Genomic DNA, 22,721 nt, shown 5'->3' with positions numbered 1-22,721 from the left:
GATTAAAGGAACAAAACTGACAAAGGTGAGCATAGATTATGATATTTTTACAAGGGCTGTATGAGTGGGTGGCTGCTTCTCTGGAATCATCTGTCAATCATTTTCCGCTCATACAATTAGTTTTCAACAGCGTGGACAAGACTATACTGTATTATTTGATTTTTCTGGTTCTTCGGGCCGCTTATCTGTTGCACAGACATCGCAAGACGGGCAAAAAAATCCCCTTATATAAGGAAGGTTTGCTGCATGCTCTGTTTATCTACATCGTGCTGCTGCTTCAACTGACGGTTTTCCGCAACGAGGAGACTTTCTGGACCGTCGAGTATCACAAAATCGATTGGTCGGCGATCCATTGGCTGCCGTTGGTGGATACGGTCAAGCTCTTTTACGGGGACTCCGGTTTTTCGGCCTGGTATAATTCGTGGGGGAACGTCGTCTGGTTTATGCCGTTGGGCTTCGTGGGTCCGTATCTGTTCAGAAAAAAATGCAGTTTCCTCAAAGTGACGGCGGTCGGCTTTCTTTTTTCCGCCATGATCGAGTTCCTCCAGCTCATCTTTCAGACGGGCGTGACGCATATCGATGATGTCTTCTTCAATACGTTGGGTGCAGCAATCGGCTACGGCATCTGGGTATCTTCAAAAAAACACAGCAGTGCAGAACGGACAATTGACTATAAAGGAAGAAAACTATGAAAAAAATAATCATTACGCAAATAAGCGAAAAAAAAATTAAGGCAGGGAATCCCTTGCTGCAGTTCGAGGATTTCCCAAATGAACTCAGCTTTTCTGAGGGCGAAATCGTCGAACTGGTCGATTCTCGCCAGGCATTCGTAGCAAGAGCCTATTTGGCCAAACAGAACAAAGGCGTCGGGTGGGTATTTTCGTTGGATAACACGGATAGTTTCAATGAAGCGTTCTTCAAAAACAAGTTCGAAAAAGCGAAACGTAAGCGCACGGATCTGCAATCGGATCCGGAAACGACTACCTATCGGATTTTCAATGCGGAGGGTGACGGCATTCCTGGTGTCACCATCGACCATTATGACGGATTTGCGGTGGTATCCTGGTACAGCGGAGGCATCTTCCGCTACCAAACCGCCATCATCGCTGCTTTTCAAGCGGTCTTCCCGGAAACGAAGGGCATCTATGAAAAATTCCGTTACCAACGGAAAGACAGCCTGATCAGCCGCTTCGTCACGGGTGAAGCAGCCCCGACGCCTCTGATCGTGAAGGAGAACGGCATCAACTATGCGACTTATCTGGATGATGGACTGATGACGGGCATTTTCCTGGATCAGCGCGACGTACGCGGCGCTCTGACGGAGCGGTATGCGGCAGGTAAGCGGGTACTGAACACTTTCAGCTACACGGGTGCCTTCTCGGTGGCTGCTGCCATGGGCGGAGCAATCGAAACAACAAGTGTCGATGTTGCAAACCGCTCATTGGAACGCACCAAAGAACAATTCGCCGTCAACAACCTGGATGGCGAGGCGCAGAAAATCTATGTCATGGATGTCTTCGATTTCATCCGCTACGCCATCCGCAAGGAATTGCAGTACGACGTGACCATCATCGATCCGCCGAGCTTTGCTCGCACCAAAAAGCGGACTTTTTCAGTCACGAAGGATTACACCCAGTTGTTGGAGGAACTGATCCAGATCACCGCACCAGATGGTACGCTGATCGTTTCTTCCAACGCAGCCAACTACAAGGAAAAGAATTTCAAACAGGACATCGACCAAGCCTTCAAGAACAGCCATTGTGACTACCGTATCCTGGAAACCTTCCATCTGCCGAGCGACTTCGCTGTTCCGGCAGGCAGCAAGACCAGTGATTACCTGAAGGTCTTCATCATCAAAAAACTGACGAGATAGGCCCAGGCTACCCAAAAATCAAAAGAAAAAAGAGAACGGAGCTGCCTCAAAAATGAGGTGACTCCGTTCTCTTTGCGCATGGATGTTTTTATTCGTCCCGATCTGCAGCTGCATGCTGCCCAGCAGTGTGCCCTGTGACAAAGGCACCGGTGATGTTGTAGCCGCCTGTGTAGCCGTTGTAGTCGATCAGTTCGCCGCAGAAATAAAGACCCCGCGTCAGTTTGCTTTCCATCGTCTTCGGATTGATTTCCTTCGTGGAGACGCCGCCGCCGGTGACGAAGGCCTTATCCAATGGGTGCGTGCCGTTCACTTCAAAGGAGAAATTTTTGCAGAAGTCGGCGAAAGCTTTGATTTCCTTCGGCGTCAATTCCTTCAGGGATTTCTGCGGGTCGATAGCGGCCTGGCTGCAGCCGAAAAGCAGATAACGCTCCGGCATCAGGTCTTTCCAGCCGTTTTTGACGCTCTTTTCCGGTTGGTCCTTGATGAGCTTCTGCAACTGTTGCTCGACGGCACCCAATGAAAGTTCCGGCAGGACATCCAATGACATCGTGACGATGTCGGTTTTATCGCGCTTCATCGTCTGGTGGACAAACATCGAACAGCGCAAAGCTGCGGGGCCGGACACGCCGAAGTGGGTGAAAATCATGTCCATCTGATGGGACACGACAGTTTTGCCTTTTTTATTTTTAATGCTGAGGGCAACGTTGCGTAAGGAAAGTCCCTTCAGTTCGCTTGAACGGATGAAGTCCGCATCGGATGTGATCGGTGCTTCGGTCGGGTACAGTTCCGTGATGGTGTGTCCAGCTGCTTTGGCGAACTTGTAGCCATCGCCTTTGGATCCTGTGCGCGGAAGAGCCTTCCCACCGGTTGCCAGGATGATCCGATCGGCCGGGAGGATCTCGCCATCCTCCAAAAGGACACCGGTCACCTGTCCATTTTCGATCAGGATGCGTTCCACTTTTATGTTAGTCCGAATCTGGACCTGAAGCCGCTTCAGTTCCTCTATGAATGCTTCGAGGATAGTACGGGCTTTGTCCGTGACAGGGAACATCCGGCCGTGATCCTCTTCCTTCAGGGCGACTCCGCGTTCGATAAAGAAGGTCATAATGTCATATTGACTGAATTGGGTAAAGCTGCTGTGGAGGAATTTTCCGTTTCCGGGAATGTGCCGGATGATTTCCTCTTCGGGACGATTGTTGGTGACGTTGCAGCGTCCGCCGCCTGTCAGAAGCAATTTTTTCCCTAGACTTGGATTTTGTTCGAGGAGCGTCACTTCAGCCCCTGATTCGGCAGCAGTGCAAGCCGCCATCAGACCACTCGAACCTCCACCGACAATAATGATGCGTGTTTTCATAGTATATAGTTTCTCCGTTCTTTTGTTGCACTTACTTTATCATAGATATGTCCATCTGAAAATGGCTTTCTTCCCGGAATGGTCACGAAAAAGGATGCTTTCCTTCATTAAATATTCAAAAATCGCGGCTATACTGTATCTATACCCAAAGATAATAGTTTCTTTTTTCCTCTTCTGTACCCGCAGAAGAAACTCCTCCCTCTTGGACGGAAACGTGGCTTTGATTGCTGAACAGCTAAGCAGTGATCATGCAGAATGATTTTTTCTGTAAGCCTCGATTTCCGTTCATTTTTTGTGCCTGAAAGGGTATAATAGCCATATAGTATAGTTATTTTTTGAGAAGTGAGGGAAATGAAATGGATTTTATGAAAGTAATGCATACACGACAAACAACACGCAACTTCCAAACGTTCGGGCTATCCCGAGGACAAATCGAAATTATGCTGCAAGCTGGCCAAAATGCACCAATCAGCCGCGGTCGCTTTGAGGATTACCATATCACGGTCATAAAAAATTCGGAAATATTGGCAGCGATTACATATGCGGCTAAGGAAGTGACGGGCAACAAGGATAAGGACCCGTTGTACGGAGCACCTGCCTTTTTCGTTGTTTCCGCCAAGGAACCGGCTAAACCAGGCAGCATCGCCAGTGCGGCCGCAATCGTAGAAAATATGCACTTGCAGGCAACCGCAGAACTTTTGGGAAGTTGCTTCCTGATGGGACTGATGGCGAACGGCACATTGGATGCTGAAGGGATCCGCGAAAAAATGCAGATTCCCGAAGGTTTCACGCCTGTTGCCGGGATGGTGGCAGGTTATCCGCACGGCTATCTACATGACAGACCACGCACGTTGGAAAAAATCGCCAGCAATATCGTCGAATAGCACGATTCAGGCAATGAAAAACGACCTCAGGAGAAACGTTCAGGTTTCCCGGGTCGTTTTTTGCATACCCGTCTGAGAGTGGGCTTAACCAAAGATTAGGGCTCCGATTGCATTTCTGCGCGCGTTTGTATACGATTGTACTAATAAAACAGTTAACTATATTGCGGAATTGCGGATCATTTTTCCGGAAAGCTTCAGAATACAAATCAATCAAGAAATGAAGGGATACATGATGGCGTACATTTCCTTAAAGAATGTCAGTAAATTTTATCAGATGGGCGAGACACGCATCACAGCCAACGACAAAATCAGCTTCGACATCAACGAAGGAGAGTTTGTAGTGATATTGGGGCCCAGTGGAGCCGGGAAATCCACCGTTCTGAACATCCTTGGAGGAATGGATGATGCCGATGAAGGCCATATCAGCATCGATGGAGTGGACATCTCCCAGTTCACTTCAAAAGCCTTGACGACCTACAGAAGGCGGGATGTCGGTTTCGTCTTCCAATTCTATAATCTGGTGCCTAACCTGACGGCGAAGGAGAACGTGGAGCTTGCCTCGCAGATATCCCCGCATGCCCGCGACGCTGCCGAAGTCATGCGTGAGGTAGGCTTGGGCGAGCGCATGGACAACTTCCCAGCGCAGCTCTCGGGAGGCGAACAGCAGCGCGTCGCCATCGCCCGCGCTTTGGCGAAGCAGCCCAAGCTGTTGCTTTGCGACGAGCCGACCGGGGCACTGGATTACGAAACGGGCAAACAAGTGCTCAAATTGCTGCAGGATACGTGCCTCGATACCGGAACGACAGTCATCGTCATTACGCACAACCAAGCCATCGCAGCCATGGCGAACCGGATCATTGAAATCAACAATGCCAAAGTAAGGGCAGTCCATGAAAATCCGAATCCCAAACCAGTATCAGAAATCGAATGGTAGGAGGGGGAGACGACGATGAAGAAGAAGGCGCTATGGAAAGACATCTGGATAGAGATAGGCAAAAGTAAGGCGCGCTTCTTAGCGTTATTGGCTATCATTACGTTGGGCGTGGCTTTCTTTGCCGGCATCAAAGCGGCGGGTCCGGATATGCTGGATACCGCCAACCAATATTATGAAGAAAACAACCTGTATGACCTGAAGGTGCTGTCCACTTACGGATTGGAAGAAGCGGACATCGCCATTCTGGCGGAAACGTCCGATTTGACCGCCCATCCGATGCGTACGGTGGATATCGAAATGGACGGCAGCGACTTTCTCGTAAAAGTCTTCCCGTTGCAAAGCGGTGCGGATCCGGTCAATGAATATGAGCTCGTCGATGGCAGATTGCCGGAGACAAGCGGGGAAATCGCCTTGGATGCGAAACAGAATTTGATGAACACTTATCAGATTGGGGATACCATCATCTTCCGCCACGAGCCCGAAGAAGGGCTCAGTGAGGAGGAAAAGGAAAATCGCATTTCCTTGAAAGAGCAGGAATACACGGTCGTCGGTTTCGTCGACTCGCCGATGTACATCGAAACGATGATGCGTGGCTCTACGAACGTCGGGAAAGGCAGCCTGGATGCTTTCGTTGTCGTGCCCGTTTCGGACATACTCGGCAACATCTACACGGAGGCTTACCTGACGATCGCTCCCGAAGCAGCGGAAATTGGCTACACGGACAGCTATGACGATCAGGTGGACAGCCTGGCCGATGAAGTGGAGCTCGCCTTGAACGGGAGACCGTTGGAACGCATCAACGAAATCCGAGCAGAAGGTCAGCGGGAAATCAAAGATGCGGAGGATGAACTGCAGGAAGGGAAAGACAAGCTTGCGGAAGTCGAGCAGGAACTTCAGGATGCCCGGCAACAATTGGATGATGGCACAGCGACCCATGAAGAAAATCGCCAGTTGTTTCTGGATGAAATCGCAAAAGCCGAGAACACCTTAGCCGCCAGCCAAGCCGAAATCGACGCGGGCATGGCCGAATACCGCGCAGGCCTGGCAACCTACCTGGAAAACAAAGCGCTCTACGATGAGGCAAAAGTTGCCTGGGAGTCGCAGAAAGACTCCCTGCTAGGGAGCGGGTCGGATGCTTCAGCGGCGGCTTCATTGGAGGTGCTGCTGGCGAGCCTGCCCGACACACCGGAAGGACGCGAAATCGCTGATTTGGCGCAGTCTTTAATGGATGGGCAAGCCGAAGTTGAAGAGACCCAAGCCTCACTGGAGGCCAAAGGTGTGGAGCTGCAAGAACGGGCAACCGCATTAGCCACAAAAGGCGAACTGCTTTTGGTCGAGCAGACGAGTCTGGAGACCGATGCGGCAGCCTATCAGAACGAACTGACTATTTTCACTGCTGACATGACAGCCTTCCAAACGGAAAAAGCAACCAAACAAGCGGAGTTCTCCGCAAGGCAAGCCGCCATCGATGCTGAAAGGGACGCCTTGGCAGCTTTGGATCCAGAAACGGACCCCAGCGTTGCGGAACGCTGGGCAGCTGTCGCTGATCAACAAGCAGCTTTGGATGCGGAGCAGGCAGCTCTGGTTCAAGCCGAAGCGGATTTAGCTATCCGCCAAAGTGAGTTGGAGCAACAGGGCGCCTCCTTAACGAGCAGGCATGAAGCCTTAACCGGAGCTGCCGCGGCTTTCCAAACGGAACGGGCCAGTGAAGAGGCCGCTCTATTGGAAGAACAGCACCTCTTGGAGGAAGCCGGCGTCGAGCTGGCTGGCAGAGGAGAAGAATTGCTGAGGCAGCAACAACTGCTGGAAGAAAAAATTGCGGCATTCATGTCCGATGCCGATGCCCAAATTGCAGCCGCAGATGCTCAGTTCGCCGAACAAGGGACAGCATTGGAGAACGGCAGATTGGAATTGGCGTCTGCATTGACCCAGCTGGAGGACGGGCAGGCACAGATCAACAACGGCTGGGCCGAGTTGGAAAGCCAACGTGCGAGCGGTGAACAGGCCCTTGCTGAAGCTTGGCAGGAAATCCAGCAGGGCGAAGCAGAGTATCAAGAGGGCTTGGCCACGTTCAAAGCTCAGCGGGGCGATGCAGAAATCGAGATAGCCGATGGGGAACGGCAGGTCGAGGAAGCGAAACAAGCTTTGTCCGATCTGGTCGACCCTGTCTACTATGTGACGGATCGATCCGGCAATCCTGGTTATCAGGAATTTCGCGACAATGCCGACCGCATCTCGGCCATCGCAGAAATTTTTCCGGTGTTTTTCTTCCTGATTGCGGCCTTGGTGAGCTTCACGACGATGGCCCGGATGGTGGATGAACAGCGCCAACAGATGGGAACGCTGAAAGGCCTTGGCTACAGCGATTTCGACATCGCCAAAAAATATTTGATCTATGCAGCGATTGCTTGCATTGTGGGGACATCCCTCGGTTTGGTGGCCGGTTACAATATTTTCCCTGCGGTCATCTTTGATGCTTATGGGTCCATGTACAGCCTGCCTTCCGTGAAGATCACGTATTACCTGTCCTACGCACTGATTTCCATAGCTATTGCGCTGCTCTGCACCATCGGCCCGGCCGCATGGGCTGCCCATACGTCACTCCGGGAAAATCCAGCAGCGATGATGCGGCCGAAAGCGCCTAAGAACGGCAAACGTGTGCTTTTGGAACGACTGACGTTCGTTTGGGATCGTCTGAGCTTCAATTCAAAGATAACGGTACGGAACTTGCTGCGCTACAAAGCGCGCAATATGATGACGATTCTGGGTGTGGCCGGCTGTACCGCCTTGATTCTGACCGGATATGGCATCAAGAATTCCATCTCCGGCTTGGCGGACACGCAGTTCAATGAGGTGATGCGCTACAATGCAATCACGGCGATGCGTCCGGAAGCAAGCGAGGAAGACATCACTTCTTATGACGAACTGATCGCTGCGACTCCTGAAATTACGGACCATCTCAAAGTGGTCCAGGAGAGCTATAAACTCGATAAAAAAGGTGTGAACCTGCAGAACGTCACGGTTTTTTCTCCGTTGGGAACCGAAAATCTTTCGGATTTTGTCAGCCTGCGTGACCGCTCAACCCAAGAACCGATCGCGCTGACTGATGAGGGAGCCGTCATCTCGGAAAAATTGGCAAATTTGGCAGGCGTCGGACCGGGGGACAGCATCGAAATCCGCAACGATGAAATGCAGACCTATCAGGTGCCGATCAAGGCTGTCACCGAGAACTACGTCAACCACTATATTTACTTGACATCATCCCTTTATGAAGAGATTTTTATCCAAGCCGCGGAACCGACAACCGATCTTTTGCTGTTTGACGAACCGGAAAGTTGGGAACGGAGATTCGGATCCGAAGCGATGGGAGAACAGGCTGTGGCGCTGGTGACATTCATCAACTCCGTCGACCGCAGCTTCGCTGAAACCTTGGGGAGTCTTGATATCGTCACACTGGTATTGATCGTGTCCGCGGCTGCCTTGGCTTTCGTTGTCCTGTACAGTCTGACGAACATCAACGTATCGGAGCGAATCAGAGAACTGTCGACCATCAAAGTATTGGGGTTCTACGATGTGGAAGTGAGCTTGTACATCTACAGAGAGTCGTTGATCCTAACCTTGCTGGGCATTTTGTCCGGGTTTGTTCTCGGGAAAATTTTGAGCACAGTCGTTCTCAAAATGGTGGAAATCGACTTCATGATGTTCCCGCCGACCATCATGCCGATCAGTTACCTGTATTCAGGTCTGCTGTCGTTATTGTTCTCAAGCGTCGTCATGCTGATCATGCACCGCAAACTGAAACAAGTGGACATGATCGAAGCGCTCAAGTCAGTCGAATAAGCATAGAAAAAACGCGCAAGCGGCCAACCGATGGCAGCTTGCGCGTTTTATTCTGCAGATATTCAGTTTTCGGATGGTGCTTGAGGCGCGCCTGGCAGCAGGTAGTTGACCCCGATGGCGATGGAAGTGCCGATGACTGTGTCCAGTACCCTTTGGATGGCGTACGTGATCTTTTCGGTGTCGTCTATATTGTAGAAAACGACAAGGAAGGTCGCGGTCGCGCCGACGATAGCCGTCGACATGTCCAGGACATTGCAGACCGTAATCAGGATGATGACGGCGATGATCGTACCGAAGAAATCCACAGAAAAATCCAGTCCCAGAAAATCTTTGATGGCAATCAAGGCGACTCCGAGGATACCGGCGACAGAATTGCCTCCGACACGACGGATGCCATGATGGAGTGACTGCGAGCAATCTTCACGCAAAGCAAAGACTGCCGCCAAACCGGCCAACATAGGAGAACCTCGGTCCAACAGTTTGAACAGCAGGACACAAAACCCGACAGCAACGCCGGATTTGGTCGTACGCATGCCTACGCGGAACTTCTCCTTATCCAAATGGAACATAGTAAGTACTGCACTTCCTCTCGAAATGAAATAATATCTCAATCATAAGCATTTTTGAATTTTAATCAAGTCATTTTCGTATTATTGTGCAAATAATACACCTGAATTTGCGGTTTTGTTCAGTATGACTTTCCGGAAAATGAGAAAAAAGGAGCAGTTGTTTTTGGACGAAAAATGTCCGTTGTCAGGCAAGTCATTTGATTGGTTTTGTTGCAACGGAGCCTTTTTGAGGTAGGGTAAAAAAAGAACATTCGCTTTTTGCCAAAAAAGACCAAAATTGGGTTGCTTAAATTGTCAGAATATTCTATACTAATGACATTAAATTTTAAGGAGAAGGATGAGGGCCTTTTCTTTGGATTTGCAACGAATTATTAACATATAGTGAGATGGGGAGGATTATTTAGATGAAAAAGAAATTATTGATGGGCTTGGCATCTGTATTCGTACTTGCAGCATGCGGCAATGGCGCGACAGAAGAGAGCGATACAATCAAATTGGGTGGTAACTTCGAATTATCAGGCGGTGCGAGTGCATACGGCACGCTGATGGATCAAGGGATCAAAATGGCAGTTGCAGAACAGAACGCTGCAGATGGTTTATTGGGCAAACAGATTGAATACGTATCTTACGATAATAAATCTGAGCCTTCAGAATCCACATCGGTTGCGACTCGTTTAGCTACTGAAGATAATGTTGTCGCAATCCTGGGACCTGCTACAACGGGTGCAGCAAATGCGCAATCTCCAGCAGTCACAAGAGCAAAAGTACCAGCGATCCTTCCTGCTGCTACAGGTGATGCTGTAACTATGGATGGCGATTCCGTGTTGGAATACGTGTTCCGCGTATGTTTCCAAGATTCATTCCAAGGTAAAGCCTTGGCTGAATTCGCCCAAACAGATCTGCAAGCTACAAAAGCTGTCATCTTAGTGGATAACTCCACTGACTACGCAATCGGCTTGTCGGATGCATTCAAAGAAACATTTGAAGGAGAAATCGTAGCGGAAGAAAACTTCACAGCCGGCGATACCGACTTCAAAGCGATCTTAACAAACATTGCACAAATGGATTATGATGTCATCTTCTTGCCTGGGTACTATGAAGAAGGCGGACTGATCATCAAGCAAGCCCGCGAAATGGGAATCACGCAACCGATCCTAGGACCGGATGGCTTCGCTAACTCAACATTGGTTGAATTGGCAGGTGCCGACAACGTCGATAATGTATTCTACGCTAGCCACTTCACTCCGAATAGTGAAGACCCTAAAGTACAAGAATTCTTGGCTGCTTTTGAAGCAGAGTACGGCAAACCTGCAGATTCATTCGCAGCTTTGGCTTACGATGCTGCGCAATTAGTATTCGACGCAATCACGACTGCTGACAGCACAGAGCCTCAAGCAATTACAGACGCTTTAGCGGCAACTGAAGATTTCGAAGGCGTAACGGGTACATTCTCATTTGACGAGAACCACAACCCTATCAAATCCGCTTTCGTTATTGAATTACAAGATGGTGTAGAAGTCGGCAACTCTGTTGTGGAACCAGCTAAATAAAAATAGTCTGGCGCACAACATTGCGGCATTGAAACCTGAATAGACCGTTTGATTCTAAAGTAACACAATGAGGTGCTGGCAGAATTTGCTGAGCACCTTTCTTTATGTTTAACCTCTTCATTAGAGAATCCCTCATCGTGCGTGAATAATAGTAAACTATAGGCGAACAATACAGTATAATGAAAGAAAAACTTCTGCACAGCAGAAGAAAAGAGAGGTGTAAAATGGAAAATTTAGTTCAACAGCTGATAAACGGTATATCGTTGGGAAGTATCTACGCCTTGATTGCGCTAGGGTACACGATGGTATACGGTGTCATCAAATTGATTAACTTTGCCCACGGGGACATTTATATGGTGGGCGCGTACCTTGGATATGCTTTGATCCAAAACGTTGGCCTTGGTCTTTTCCCATCCATTCTGATTTCAATGATTTTTTGTGCCATTTTAGGGGTGGTCATCGAGAAGGTCGCCTACAAACCGTTGCGGGGCGCAACAAGGGTAGCGACGCTGATTACAGCCATCGGGGTTTCTTATTTATTGCAAAATGTCATGATTTATATAATGGGTCCGCAGGTGAAGGCCTTCCCGACAGCATTGATAGTCCGGAATTGGACATTCGGCGGTGTGACCATCAACTCGCAGCAGATCCTGATTTTCCTGACGACGGTCATTCTGATGATCGCTCTGCAGGTCATCGTGAAGTACACAAAGATGGGAAAAGCGATGCGGGCAGTCAGTACTGATCCTGAAGCAGCACAATTGATGGGGATCAACGTGGATAACGTCATTTCCTTTACGTTCGTTCTGGGCTCTTCCTTAGCCGGAGCGGCAGGTGTATTGGTCGGAATCTATTATAATTCGATCTCGCCATTGATGGGTGTGACACCAGGTCTGAAAGCCTTCGTTGCGGCAGTATTCGGCGGCATCGGCATCATCCCTGGAGCCATGGTCGGCGGTTATGTCATCGGAATCATCGAGACTTTGGTCAGCGCTTATGGCGGATCGATGTTCAAAGATGCAGTCGTGTACTTGATCCTGATCATCATCCTGATCGTTAAACCTTCCGGAATCTTCGGGAAAAATACAAAAGAGAAAGTGTAGGTGATAAAAATGAAACAATTCAATAAAACAAATCTAGGTTGGCTCATTCTTATCGCTGTGATGGCTGTCGTACTGTTCATCGGCGTCAGCACAAATATGATTTCTCCCTTCTACCAAATAACTTTAGTTACAATCTTGATAAACATCATCTTGGCGATCGGACTGAATCTGGTCATCGGATTTTCCGGCCAGTTCTCACTGGGACATGCCGGTTTTATGGCAATCGGTGCCTATAGTGGTGCCATAATCGGCGATTTGATAGAAGGCTTGGCGGGCTTCTTTGTCGGCTTGTTCGTGGGCATGATCATCTCCATCATCGTGGCTTTGATCGTCGGAATACCGACGCTCCGTCTGAAAGGCGACTACTTGGCGATTGCGACCTTGGGGGTAGCTGAAATCATCCGTATCCTGATTCTGAATATGGGTGAACTGACCAATGGTGCCCGCGGAATCAGCGGCATCTCTTTCCCTTTCGAATCGAATGCTGGTTTCATCATGGCTTTGTTCGTGATACTGATCGTATCGACCATCCTTACAGTCAACTACATCAACAGCAGCCCTGGCCGTGCGACTATTGCCATCCGCGAAGATGAAATTGCTGCCGAGTCGATGGGTGTCAACGCAACAACATACAAAGTCATCGCCTTCATGATCGGTGCGGCGACTGCCAGCATCGCCGGTTCCATGTACGGCACTTATTTCAGCGTAATCAATCCGGGCGATTTCACTTTCCAAAAATCGATCGACGTGCTGATCATCGTCGTGTTCGGCGGAATCGGCAGTGTAACCGGCACAGTCGTCGCAGCCGTTGTGTTGGGTGTCCTGAATACGTATCTGCAAGCGTTTGGCGAGCTGCGGATGATTTTCTACGCTCTGGCCATCATCGCCATCATGGTATTCCGTCCAGGCGGATTATTGGGCAACCGTGAATTTACGATGTCCGCTTTGATGAAGCGCTTTGGGAAAAAAGATTCTGCTAAGAAGGAGGTCCAATAATGAGCCTATTAGAAGTAAAAGAATTGACCAAAAACTTCGGCGGTTTGGCCGCTGTATCCAATGTCGATTTTGCGATCGAAGAAAATGAATTGGTCGGTCTGATCGGTCCAAATGGTGCTGGAAAAACGACCTTCTTCAACTTGCTGACCGGTGTTTACGTTCCGACAGAAGGCACGATTGAATTGGAGATCGACAACAAAAAAGTGTTGTTGAACGGAAAAGCGCCTTACAAAATTACGGATCTCGGCTTGGCGCGTACCTTCCAAAACATCCGCCTCTTCAAGGAATTGACGGTCATCGACAATGTACTGATCGCGATGCACAGCACTATGGGTGAGAATACTTTCCACAGCTTGTTGCGCACGCCGACTTATTACCGCAAGGAAGCAGAAATGCGTGAAAAAGCTTTGGAACTGTTGGCCATTTTCGAATTGGAAAAGAAATATGATGTATTGGCGAAAAATCTTCCTTACGGCGAGCAACGTCGTTTGGAAATCGTCCGAGCTTTGGCGACGAATCCGAAAATCCTATTCCTGGATGAGCCGGCAGCCGGCATGAATCCGCAAGAGACTGCGGAATTGACTGCTTTGATCCGCAAAATACAGAAAGATTTCAAAATCACAGTCGTCTTGATCGAGCATGATATGTCCTTGGTCATGAACGTGTGCGAAAGAATCTATGTGTTGGAATACGGCCGTCTGCTTGCCAAAGGAACGCCGGAAGAAATCCAAAAAAATCCAGCCGTAATCAAGGCTTATCTAGGAGGCGACTAACGTGCTGAAAGTAAAAAATCTATCTGTGCATTATGGCATGATCCAAGCCATCAAAGATATCAGCTTTGAAGTGAATGAAGGCGAAATCGTGACTTTGATCGGAGCCAACGGAGCAGGGAAGTCCACCATTTTGCGTACGATTTCCGGGTTGGTAAAACCGTCTTCAGGCGAAATCGAATATTTGGGGAAACCTATCCATAATGTGGCGACCAGAAAAATCGTTGAGCAAGGGATCGCCCAAGTTCCGGAAGGCCGCCATGTATTCAAAGGTTTGACCGTACAGGAAAACCTTGACCTGGGAAGCTTCACCCGCAAAGACAAACAGAACCTTGCCGGTGATCTGGAAGCGGTATTCGAACGTTTCCCGATTTTGCGCGAAAGAAAAAATCAGGATGCGGCCACTTTGTCCGGCGGGGAACAGCAGATGTTGGCGATGGGCCGCGCTTTGATGACGAAGCCGAAGCTGTTGCTTCTGGATGAGCCTTCGATGGGGCTGGCGCCAATCTTCATCAAGGAAATCTTCCATATCATCCAGGATATCCAGAAACAAGGCACGACGATCCTCTTGATCGAACAAAACGCCAACGTTGCGCTGAAAATCGCGAATCGCGGATATGTATTGGAGACGGGAAATATCGTATTGACCGGAACCGGGGAAGAATTATTAGCAAGTGACGAAGTTCAGAAAGCTTACTTAGGAGGCTAAACAATGGATGTACAAAGCTATATGTCAACGGATTTAGTAACGATTCAACCTTCAACAAAAATCATCGAAGCTTTGGATATGATGAAAGAGCACAAGATTCACCGTCTGCCGGTCGTTCAAGGCGAGACCATCGTGGGCTTGATCACGGAGGGCATCATCGAACGCAATACACCTTCCAGCATGACCAGCTTGGATATGCATGAAGTCAACTATCTGTTGAATAAAACGACAGTGGCCGACATCATGGAAAAACGCGTCGTGACGATCAACAAGGAAGCTCTTTTGGAAGAAGCTGCCGTAATGATGCGTGAGAATGGCATCAGCGTATTGCCGGTCGTCGAGGCAGGCAACCGCCTGATCGGCATCATCACCGAAAAGGATATCTTCTCTGCCTTCATCGATGTGCTGGGCTACTACACACCGGGCGTCCGCGTTGTCGTCAATATCCATGAAGACAAAAAAGGCGTTCTCGAAGACCTGACCGATATCTTCTCCGATGAGAACATCAACATCCAACAGATCGCGACTTACCGCAAAATGGGCTATGTCCAAGTCGTCATCCAGTTGGAAAGCAAAGACATCGACGGCATCCGTGCCAGACTGGAAGAACACGGCTACGAAATCGGATCGATCATCTACAAACCAGAAAGAGTATAGTGTGTGATGAATCCTGAGCTCAGAGTTTGAGCACTAACGAGGTTCAGGACTGCGCAGCCTGGGTTTGGCTGAGTGGGCATGAACAGCGTTAGGCGGAGAACTCTAGGATTCAGAACCGTTCTAAAAGGATCCAAATAATCCCGTTCACCAAGCAAAACCATACAAATAAGCAAGCCGCTCACTCCAACATAAACGGAGTGGGCGGTTTTTTTAAGCAAATTATTTCTTTTATCACGTAATAAGTGTATAATAAGAACATGATAGATTGGAGGTTACATAAATGAATAATGCACTTATAACAATTGTCTTGTATACGATCAAAGAGCAATATGTCAGTGAAAAAGCTTTTTATGCCAATCAACTAGGGATCTCGCCTCAGAGCTGGGATCGCTGGAAAAAAGGAGAGCATGGTTTAAAACCAGAGAACATGCAGATCATTTCAAAATTGTTCACCGATTATGAATGGATGCTTGTCCAGAAAGTTTGCCGAAATGCCGAAATTCTACCCGAAGTGGCAGATAACCCTGTAAGAGAATATCATTTCCTGAAATATCAAGTCGCCAAAAAATGGATAGCGACGGATTTGGCTGATTTCAAATGGTATACTACCGATGAGACAGTCCATGATTCAGAAATCCATAGACCGGCAATCACCACACTCCGGCTTGAGTGCAATTATGATTTCTGGAGTTACAAAGATATCATCGATCTGCGCTTGCCTAGCATCATCCGTCATCAGATCGATTCGGAAAAAATCAATCTGCTTGAATGGTTCAATGAAAATACACCTGATACCATCACAAAAATTACTGAATAACAGAATATAAACCGGAAAGCCGAGATGATACTATCTTGGCTTTTCGTTTGGATTTGAGCGTAGGCTTACTTTTTGGGTGTGGATTGGCGGGAGTTTGTGCTAAAATAGGCATAACAAAAAATTACAGACCAGAAGAGGGCAGAAGATGCAAACGAATAAAAAATACTCCAATACACCTGAGAGGTACGCACAAAGACTGCGTTTCCTAGCGGGGCTCTTGCTGGCGATGCTCTTTTTCACAGGGTGCACAACCGATGACGATGAACCGTCAAACAGTCAGCAGGATTCGACAACAAGCAATCATTCCGAAGAATCGCAAGCCTCTTCCGAAGCTGCAGTCGATGAAGCCGAGTCCAAAGTTATCGTGACACCGGCCGCTTCCTCAACTGATTGGAATCTGGTTTTGGTGAACAGGGAAAATCAGCTTGCTGCAGAAATCGCAATGGAGTTTTACCTGACCGAGAGCGGCTATCAGATCGACAGCAGGATAAAGGACCCATTCTTAGCGCTGTTGGAAGCCGGGAAAGCCGCCGGAATGGATTTCACGATGATTTCAGGTTACCGCTCCATCGAGCAACAGCAAGCAAACTATGACGTCAACTATCAAAATTATCTGGCCTCAGGTTTGTCTGAAGAAGAGGCACGCGCAAAGACGGAAGAATATATCGCCTTGCCTAATGCCAGCGAACACACAACCGGGCTCGCCGTGGATATCACATCGACTGCGTTAGCCAACCAAGAAGGCAATTCAGGCTTATTCCCGGATTTGGAAAACTATCCGGAAGGGCTGTGGCTGAAAGAAAATGCATCCAAATACGGTTTCGTTCTGCGCTATCCAAAATCGAAAGAAGCCATAACCGGCATCAATTTTGAACCGTGGCATTTTCGGTATGTAGGCGTAGAGAACGCTGTTTACATGACTGAACAGAATCTGACGTTGGAAGAATATGTTGCGATCCTTAAGCAAAATGAAGCACTCGGGAACAGTAAACAATAGCAGGTAAAGCAGCACAACCAAATAGATGGAGGAACATATGGCACGAAAGAGAAAGCGGACTCGAAAAAAACCGCAATCGGCATCCGCTCAAGCAATCAAGATTTTATTTTTCTTGTTGATCAGTTTTATGGCAAGTCTGTCGCTCATCGGCGATTTTTCTACAATTGTTCCGGTTATCCCGGAGTACGGCAGTAATCAGGGGAACGGCTTCATCGCCAATGTCGCCCCTGCCGCACAGCAGATGCAAGCAGCATATGGTGTCCACGCCAGCATCAGCATTGCGCAAGCGATCCTCGAATCGGATTGGGGAGAGAGCGAACTGTCTGCCGTCTACAACAATCTTTACGGCATGAAGGGTGATGATCCGGGAAATACGGTACTCTTGACAACCAATGAATACTACAACGGCCAGTGGGTAACCATTCAAGCGAACTTCAGAGTATACGACAGCTGGACGGAATCGGTCCAGGACCATGCGTTGCTGTTCGTCAACGGCACCTCTTGGAATCCGAGCCAATACGCACCGGTTCTGCAGGCAACAACCTATCAGGAAGCGGCCCAGGCTCTCCAGGATTGCGGCTATGCGACCGATCCGGATTATGCGGCCAAGCTGATAGCAGTCATTGAACAGCATGCACTTTATGAATATGATAGTTGAAGCATACAAACAGAAACGCGCGGACAGATTGGGCCTTTTGAGGAGGTAACCCACTGTCTGCGCGTTTTTTTGGCTCAACTACCTTTATTTCTCACGAAAATTCTACAAACAGGCAGTTTTTGCATGGCGACATTCGTCGAATATAGTGATAAAATGATTTGGTAAAGACTTTTTTAACAAAATTCTAATGAAAATCCAAGAGAGTAGTGTGATCACATGCCGAATCAAATTTTACCCGGGAAAACAATCGGTATTATTGGCGGAGGACATGTCGCCCGTATGATTGCTTTGGAGGCCAAAAAAATGGGCTACCAAATAGGCATCTTGGACGCCGATCCTGCCTGTCCGGCTGGGCAAATAGCTGATTGGCAGATAACCAAGAAATATACGGACTTCGATGCGCTGACGGATCTCGCGGCAAAATCGGATGTGCTGACCTTTGAATCCGAAGCCGTGGATACGATGTTGCTGACGCAAATCAATCCTTATATCGCTATACCGCAGGATCCGGATAGCCTTTCCATCACCCAAGACCGGTTGATCGAAAAAGCGTTTTTGGAATCCTTGAACATAAACGTAACGCCTTACGCGACGATAACGACCATCGAAGACATGGAAGAGGCCGTCAAAAGCATCGGCTTCCCATGTGTGCTGAAGCCAATCCGTGTGGAAGCGGCCACACCGGTCCAGCATCTTTTGTACAGCGAAGAGGATTTTGGCAGGGCGTCAGCCTTGCTGAAAAAAGGAACGTGCATTTTGGAGGCATGGATCCCATTCGAGATGGAGTTGACCATTACAGTAGCACAGGACGCGAACAATGTGTTCACGTCATTCCCCGTCACGGAGACGGTCTACCGGGAGCAAAAACTTGTGAAGACCATCACGCCTGCACGCGTAGGCGGAAATATCCAGAAAGAGATGGAGCATATCGGCAAACTGGCTGCGAAGGCCATGAATCTGACCGGAATTTTGACGGTCGAGACATTCATGACGTCGTCGGGTTCCCTCTATGTGAACCGTTTGGTCGTCCGTCCACACCATTCGTGCAATTATTCGTTGGACGGCTGCAGCATCTCTCAATATGAAGTCCTTGTCCGTTGCATCTGTGGATTGCCCATTCCGGAAATCCAGCTGTACGATACAAGCGTGACGTTCAACATCATGGAAGAAAAACTTGATGAAGCACTTATTCTGCTGCTGACCAAACCGGATTGGCACTTCCATTTTTACGGAAAAAAAGAACACCGCGCGAAACGGAAAATGGGTCACGTCACATTATTGGGTGACAACCCGGATATCCTCATCAATGAACTGGAAGAAAACGGCTTGTTAGAATCTACAGAGTAACGGAAACAGGTGTCCGCTCTCTTATATGAAGGAAGGAATCAATTCATGGAGGATAGACTATTCAATAAAGCGTACGACTACATAAAAGACAAAATCGACAGTAATTCTTGGCCTCCTGGAACCAAAATAACCGAACAACTCATTTCGGAAGCTTTGTTCATGAGCCGGACACCGATCCGCACAGCGCTGCTGTTGCTGGAGGAAGAAGGGTTAGTGAAATCCATCACTTACAAAGGCTATATCGTGGCCGAGAAGAAGATCTCCAACGAGGGCTTGTTGGAACGCCTGGAACTGATTGCAGGCCTTATCATGAACTACCTGCAGTATCTGAAGGAAAACGACATCGCCTTGGACTATAAAACTTTCGAAAATATCCTTGAAAAACAAGTGGAGTACTTGAATTATCGGGATGCGACTGGTTATTTCAAGAATGAATACAGACTCTTTGAGACGTTCATCGCCGAGAGCGATAACCAATTTATGAAAAAAGTGATCATGACGACTGCCCACGACATCCATAGCACTTATTCCAACAACAGTGATCTGATGGATGAAGATCGTTATCAAAACGAAGCCAAATTGCTCGCACTCTATCATGAAGTGAGCATCTGCATACGCGATAAGGATTACGACAAGATGGGCGAATACCTCATCTTCTTCTTCGAAACGTTGAAAGACACAAACGATATCCTAGCCCAATAGATCGACAAAGAAAGTCCTGCCGCTGAATCACGCAAATGATTCAGCGGCAGGACTTTTATTTTGGATGGCATGGCAGCCATAATGGGGACAGATGGAGGATCAGTTACGTCTCGGTGCACGGGGGGATATGACGCCTTCGCTAGTGCTGACAGGCGTAACGTAGACTTTGTTGCTTTCCGGATCCGTGACAAGCAATTTTTGTTCCTGGGAATCGCGGATACCTTGTGCGACTTCCCTTGAAAGAGCCTGCGAGTATGGGATTTGGAACGTCCAAATCATTAAGATGATAAACAAACTTACCAGATAAAACGCTAACCCTTTTTTCGTCATGAAATCCACCCCTTAGGCTAATATCAAACAGGTTCCTATCGGTATGCTGACTACTGTCTTCATTGTAACCCCTGACATACGGAAAAGGAAGTTCTTTTGCCATAAACAGCCAAAAGAATGGCATAATGGATTGAAAAGAAACTGAACCGACCTAGGGGAACAAGGGTTAAAAACTATTTAAAATATCCGGGGATTCATTGATAGCCACGCTCTAAAATGATAGACTAAACCATGATGCAAATCAGAAACGATAAGGCTGCACCATCGCCTTGAACCTATCAAAAAGAACGCACCCATACATACTCTGAAACAAAGGCAACAAAAGAAAGGATGGCAATTGTGCAACAAAAACACGACCTCATAAAAGGAATGAACCCAAGGCAAGCAGAAGCCGTTTTGGCGACGGAAGGGCCACTATTGATCATGGCGGGCGCAGGCAGCGGCAAAACACGTGTGCTGACCCATCGCATGGCCTATTTACTGGAAGAAAAATCAGTAAACCCTTGGAACATCTTAGCCATCACCTTTACGAATAAAGCGGCAAAAGAAATGAAAGAGCGGGTCATCCGCTTGGTCGGAACAGTCGGCAACGACATGTGGGTATCCACTTTCCACTCCATGTGCGTGCGGATCCTAAGAAGAGAAAGCGAACAGATCGGCTATGCGCGCTCCTTCACCATCTGCGACCAGAGCGAAACCGAAACATTGATGAAACGCATCATCCGCGAAAAGAATCTGGATTCGAAAAAATTCGATCACCGCATGATTCTGGGGCGGATCAGCCAAGCGAAAAATGAGCTGCAGACACCGAAGGAATTCGGCGATTTCGCCGGCGGATACATCGACAATATCGTCTTCGAGTGCTACAAGGATTACCAGAAAGCGCTCGAAAACAGCCAATCGATGGATTTCGACGACCTGATCATGTTGACTGTCAAACTGTTCCAGGAATACCCAGAAACATTGTCCTACTACCAAAATAAATTCCATTACATCCACGTGGACGAGTACCAGGATACCAACTTCGCCCAATATCAATTGGTGCAGCTGCTGGCCAGCAAATTCAAAAACATCTGCGTCGTCGGGGATGCGGACCAAAGTATCTACGGTTGGCGCGGGGCTGATATGGAAAACATCCTCAACTTCGAAAAGGATTATCCGGATGCAAAAGTGGTCTTGCTGGAACAGAACTACCGTTCCACAAAAAAAATCCTGCGCGCAGCCAATGACGTGATCCAAAACAACGTCAACCGGAAAGAAAAAGAGTTGTGGACAGACAATCCGGATGGCGAGAACATCGTTTACTACCGGGGCCAATCCGAACACGACGAAGCGCGCTATGTCATCTCGAAGATGCAGCAGGAAGTCCGCGAAAACAAACGCCAGTACGGGGATTTCGCAGTGCTCTACCGGACGAACGCCCAGTCGCGTGTCATCGAGGAGAACCTCCTGAAGTCGAACATCCCTTACAAGATGGTCGGCGGGCGCAAGTTCTACGACCGCAAAGAAATCAAAGACCTTTTGGCCTATCTGCGCCTGATCGTGAACCCATCCGATGACTTGAGTTTCGGCCGGATCGTGAATGTGCCGAAACGCGGAATCGGCGATGCCAGTGTCGAAAAACTGCGCGAATTCGCCAACATGCATGACCTGACCTTATTGCAGGCTGCCCATGATGTGGCAATGTCCAGCGTGTCCGGAAAAGCAGCGAAGGAATTGAAGAAATTCGCTACCATAATGGACAATCTGCATAAAATGCAGGAATTCCTGCCAATCACGGAATTGGTGCAGGAGTTGCTTTCCCAGACGACTTATCTGGAAGCCCTCGAAATGGAGAAGACCCTTGAATCGGAAGCACGGATTGAAAACATCAACGAATTCCTGTCGGTAACGCAGGAGTTCGATAAAATGAATCAAGAAGACTTTGATCTGACCTCCTTCCTGACCGATTTGGCGCTGGTTTCCGATTTGGATCAGATTGAGGAAGAACCGCAGAGCGAAGTGACGCTGATGACGATGCACGCAGCCAAAGGATTGGAATTCCCGATCGTCTTCATCATCGGGATGGAAGACGGCATTTTCCCGTCGTCCCGCTCCTTCCTGGATGAGGACCAGATGGAAGAAGAACGGCGCTTGGCCTATGTCGGCATCACGCGGGCGGAGCAAAGACTGTTCCTGACGAATGCCTATTCCCGCATGCTTTATGGACGTACGATGTCTAACCCGGCATCGCGTTTCCTTGATGAATTGGACGGATCCGTTTTGGACCGCGAGGACAGTTCGGGATCCACGTCAAGCATGTATTCTTCAAAACCGGCAAGCTCGGGCGGCCGCTGGAAAACAGCAAGCGATACCCGTCAGGAGAAAGCTTTCAGTCAGCCGTTTTCGGCCGGACCGCGTGAAAAAACGACGCAGTCCGTCAAGCAAACCGGAAGCAGTGGTGCGGCCAGCCTTGGCTGGGCTGTCGGGGACAAAGCCAGCCATAAGAAATGGGGCACAGGCATTGTCGTTCAGACGAGCGGAGAAGGCGATGGTTTGACATTGGATATCGCCTTCAAAGATATCGGCATCAAACGCCTGTTGGCATCCTTTGCACCGATCGAAAAAGCATAATTTAGGAGGGGAATCATT

At 48.6% G+C, this 22,721-nt stretch carries 20 protein-coding genes; 17 read left to right on the top strand and 3 right to left on the bottom strand.

Translation table 11 applies throughout. The annotated features are described in order from the left end of the window. Positions 1-38: 38 nt before the first annotated feature. A complete protein-coding gene (locus C7R73_RS04290; RefSeq protein WP_106449290.1) occupies positions 39-692 on the top strand; it encodes a VanZ family protein in 654 nt (217 codons plus the stop codon). After that, positions 689-1,873, top strand: a complete 1,185-nt coding sequence (locus tag C7R73_RS04285) for a class I SAM-dependent rRNA methyltransferase (RefSeq protein WP_106449289.1) — start codon at positions 689-691, stop codon at positions 1,871-1,873. The genes C7R73_RS04290 and C7R73_RS04285 overlap by 4 nt, the downstream gene beginning before the upstream one ends. Positions 1,874-1,961: 88 nt before the next feature. Here the strand turns inward: C7R73_RS04285 and C7R73_RS04280 are convergent, their stop codons facing one another. After that, complete coding sequence (locus C7R73_RS04280; protein WP_106449288.1) at positions 1,962-3,227, bottom strand: BaiN/RdsA family NAD(P)/FAD-dependent oxidoreductase; 1,266 nt, start codon at positions 3,225-3,227, stop codon at positions 1,962-1,964. A 356-nt stretch (positions 3,228-3,583) separates the two neighbouring features. Between C7R73_RS04280 and C7R73_RS04275 the strand changes: the two genes are divergently transcribed. From C7R73_RS04275 to C7R73_RS04265, 3 genes are all read left to right on the top strand, one after another. Further along, entirely contained in the window at positions 3,584-4,111 is a 528-nt protein-coding gene (locus C7R73_RS04275) for a nitroreductase family protein (RefSeq protein WP_106449287.1), read from the top strand. Positions 4,112-4,343: 232 nt separating this feature from the next. Beyond that, complete coding sequence (locus C7R73_RS04270) at positions 4,344-5,045, top strand: ABC transporter ATP-binding protein (RefSeq protein WP_086629329.1); 702 nt, start codon at positions 4,344-4,346, stop codon at positions 5,043-5,045. A gap of 15 nt (positions 5,046-5,060) precedes the next feature. Then, a complete protein-coding gene (locus C7R73_RS04265) occupies positions 5,061-8,885 on the top strand; it encodes an ABC transporter permease (protein WP_106449286.1) in 3,825 nt (1,274 codons plus the stop codon). 62 nt (positions 8,886-8,947) lie between these two features. Here the strand turns inward: C7R73_RS04265 and C7R73_RS04260 are convergent, their stop codons facing one another. Further along, a complete protein-coding gene (locus tag C7R73_RS04260; RefSeq protein WP_106449285.1) occupies positions 8,948-9,454 on the bottom strand; it encodes an FUSC family protein in 507 nt (168 codons plus the stop codon). 404 nt (positions 9,455-9,858) lie between these two features. On the opposite strand from C7R73_RS04260, the gene C7R73_RS04255 reads away from it, so the two are divergent. From C7R73_RS04255 to C7R73_RS04205, 11 genes are all read left to right on the top strand, one after another. Further along, positions 9,859-11,004, top strand: a complete 1,146-nt coding sequence (locus C7R73_RS04255) for an ABC transporter substrate-binding protein (RefSeq protein WP_106449284.1) — start codon at positions 9,859-9,861, stop codon at positions 11,002-11,004. Positions 11,005-11,228: 224 nt separating this feature from the next. Further along, positions 11,229-12,107 carry a branched-chain amino acid ABC transporter permease gene (locus C7R73_RS04250; protein ID WP_106449283.1) on the top strand — a complete coding sequence of 293 codons (879 nt, stop codon included), beginning with the start codon at positions 11,229-11,231 and terminating at the stop codon, positions 12,105-12,107. A gap of 9 nt (positions 12,108-12,116) precedes the next feature. Next, a complete protein-coding gene (locus C7R73_RS04245) occupies positions 12,117-13,103 on the top strand; it encodes a branched-chain amino acid ABC transporter permease (protein WP_106449385.1) in 987 nt (328 codons plus the stop codon). After that, the gene (locus C7R73_RS04240; protein WP_106449282.1) at positions 13,103-13,876 is read left to right on the top strand and encodes an ABC transporter ATP-binding protein; all 774 of its coding nucleotides are present in this window, start codon (positions 13,103-13,105) and stop codon (positions 13,874-13,876) included. The genes C7R73_RS04245 and C7R73_RS04240 overlap by 1 nt, the downstream gene beginning before the upstream one ends. A gap of 37 nt (positions 13,877-13,913) precedes the next feature. Beyond that, positions 13,914-14,582, top strand: coding sequence for an ABC transporter ATP-binding protein (locus C7R73_RS04235; RefSeq protein WP_106449384.1), 669 nt, complete (start codon positions 13,914-13,916; stop codon positions 14,580-14,582). 3 nt (positions 14,583-14,585) lie between these two features. Continuing rightward, entirely contained in the window at positions 14,586-15,239 is a 654-nt protein-coding gene (locus C7R73_RS04230) for a CBS domain-containing protein (protein ID WP_106449281.1), read from the top strand. 280 nt (positions 15,240-15,519) lie between these two features. Next, a complete protein-coding gene (locus tag C7R73_RS04225) occupies positions 15,520-16,056 on the top strand; it encodes a hypothetical protein (protein ID WP_106449280.1) in 537 nt (178 codons plus the stop codon). Positions 16,057-16,201: 145 nt separating this feature from the next. After that, positions 16,202-17,053, top strand: a complete 852-nt coding sequence (locus C7R73_RS04220; protein WP_106449279.1) for a M15 family metallopeptidase — start codon at positions 16,202-16,204, stop codon at positions 17,051-17,053. 37 nt (positions 17,054-17,090) lie between these two features. Beyond that, a complete protein-coding gene (locus C7R73_RS04215; RefSeq protein ID WP_106449278.1) occupies positions 17,091-17,711 on the top strand; it encodes a glycoside hydrolase family 73 protein in 621 nt (206 codons plus the stop codon). Positions 17,712-17,927: 216 nt separating this feature from the next. Continuing rightward, entirely contained in the window at positions 17,928-19,058 is a 1,131-nt protein-coding gene (purK, locus tag C7R73_RS04210) for a 5-(carboxyamino)imidazole ribonucleotide synthase (RefSeq protein ID WP_106449277.1), read from the top strand. A 45-nt stretch (positions 19,059-19,103) separates the two neighbouring features. Continuing rightward, positions 19,104-19,760 carry a GntR family transcriptional regulator gene (locus C7R73_RS04205; RefSeq protein ID WP_106449276.1) on the top strand — a complete coding sequence of 219 codons (657 nt, stop codon included), beginning with the start codon at positions 19,104-19,106 and terminating at the stop codon, positions 19,758-19,760. A 99-nt stretch (positions 19,761-19,859) separates the two neighbouring features. Here C7R73_RS04205 and C7R73_RS04200 read toward each other — a convergent pair whose 3' ends face one another. Further along, a complete protein-coding gene (locus C7R73_RS04200; protein WP_106449275.1) occupies positions 19,860-20,090 on the bottom strand; it encodes a hypothetical protein in 231 nt (76 codons plus the stop codon). A 330-nt stretch (positions 20,091-20,420) separates the two neighbouring features. Between C7R73_RS04200 and pcrA the strand changes: the two genes are divergently transcribed. Beyond that, positions 20,421-22,703: a DNA helicase PcrA gene (pcrA, locus tag C7R73_RS04195; protein ID WP_192875238.1), complete on the top strand. Its 2,283-nt coding sequence runs from the start codon at positions 20,421-20,423 to the stop codon at positions 22,701-22,703. Positions 22,704-22,721: the final 18 nt, after the last annotated feature.

Source organism: Trichococcus alkaliphilus, from assembly GCF_003008695.1.
GTDB lineage: Bacteria > Bacillota > Bacilli > Lactobacillales > Aerococcaceae > Trichococcus > Trichococcus alkaliphilus.
The sequence above is the reverse complement of the archived record's forward strand: the minus strand, read 5'-3'. Positions and strand labels throughout refer to the sequence as shown.

Bases quoted from the DNA above. Each gene is read 5' to 3' on its own strand.
- C7R73_RS04290 (WP_106449290.1), top strand. From the start codon at position 39: ATGATATTTTTACAAGGGCTGTATGAGTGGGTGGCTGCTTCTCTGGAA.
- C7R73_RS04285 (WP_106449289.1), top strand. From the start codon at position 689: ATGAAAAAAATAATCATTACGCAAATAAGCGAAAAAAAAATTAAGGCA.
- C7R73_RS04280 (WP_106449288.1), bottom strand. From the start codon at position 3,227: ATGAAAACACGCATCATTATTGTCGGTGGAGGTTCGAGTGGTCTGATG.
- C7R73_RS04275 (WP_106449287.1), top strand. From the start codon at position 3,584: ATGGATTTTATGAAAGTAATGCATACACGACAAACAACACGCAACTTC.
- C7R73_RS04270 (WP_086629329.1), top strand. From the start codon at position 4,344: ATGGCGTACATTTCCTTAAAGAATGTCAGTAAATTTTATCAGATGGGC.
- C7R73_RS04265 (WP_106449286.1), top strand. From the start codon at position 5,061: ATGAAGAAGAAGGCGCTATGGAAAGACATCTGGATAGAGATAGGCAAA.
- C7R73_RS04260 (WP_106449285.1), bottom strand. From the start codon at position 9,454: ATGTTCCATTTGGATAAGGAGAAGTTCCGCGTAGGCATGCGTACGACC.
- C7R73_RS04255 (WP_106449284.1), top strand. From the start codon at position 9,859: ATGAAAAAGAAATTATTGATGGGCTTGGCATCTGTATTCGTACTTGCA.
- C7R73_RS04250 (WP_106449283.1), top strand. From the start codon at position 11,229: ATGGAAAATTTAGTTCAACAGCTGATAAACGGTATATCGTTGGGAAGT.
- C7R73_RS04245 (WP_106449385.1), top strand. From the start codon at position 12,117: ATGAAACAATTCAATAAAACAAATCTAGGTTGGCTCATTCTTATCGCT.
- C7R73_RS04240 (WP_106449282.1), top strand. From the start codon at position 13,103: ATGAGCCTATTAGAAGTAAAAGAATTGACCAAAAACTTCGGCGGTTTG.
- C7R73_RS04235 (WP_106449384.1), top strand. From the start codon at position 13,914: ATGATCCAAGCCATCAAAGATATCAGCTTTGAAGTGAATGAAGGCGAA.
- C7R73_RS04230 (WP_106449281.1), top strand. From the start codon at position 14,586: ATGGATGTACAAAGCTATATGTCAACGGATTTAGTAACGATTCAACCT.
- C7R73_RS04225 (WP_106449280.1), top strand. From the start codon at position 15,520: ATGAATAATGCACTTATAACAATTGTCTTGTATACGATCAAAGAGCAA.
- C7R73_RS04220 (WP_106449279.1), top strand. From the start codon at position 16,202: ATGCAAACGAATAAAAAATACTCCAATACACCTGAGAGGTACGCACAA.
- C7R73_RS04215 (WP_106449278.1), top strand. From the start codon at position 17,091: ATGGCACGAAAGAGAAAGCGGACTCGAAAAAAACCGCAATCGGCATCC.
- purK (WP_106449277.1), top strand. From the start codon at position 17,928: ATGCCGAATCAAATTTTACCCGGGAAAACAATCGGTATTATTGGCGGA.
- C7R73_RS04205 (WP_106449276.1), top strand. From the start codon at position 19,104: ATGGAGGATAGACTATTCAATAAAGCGTACGACTACATAAAAGACAAA.
- C7R73_RS04200 (WP_106449275.1), bottom strand. From the start codon at position 20,090: ATGACGAAAAAAGGGTTAGCGTTTTATCTGGTAAGTTTGTTTATCATC.
- pcrA (WP_192875238.1), top strand. From the start codon at position 20,421: ATGGCAATTGTGCAACAAAAACACGACCTCATAAAAGGAATGAACCCA.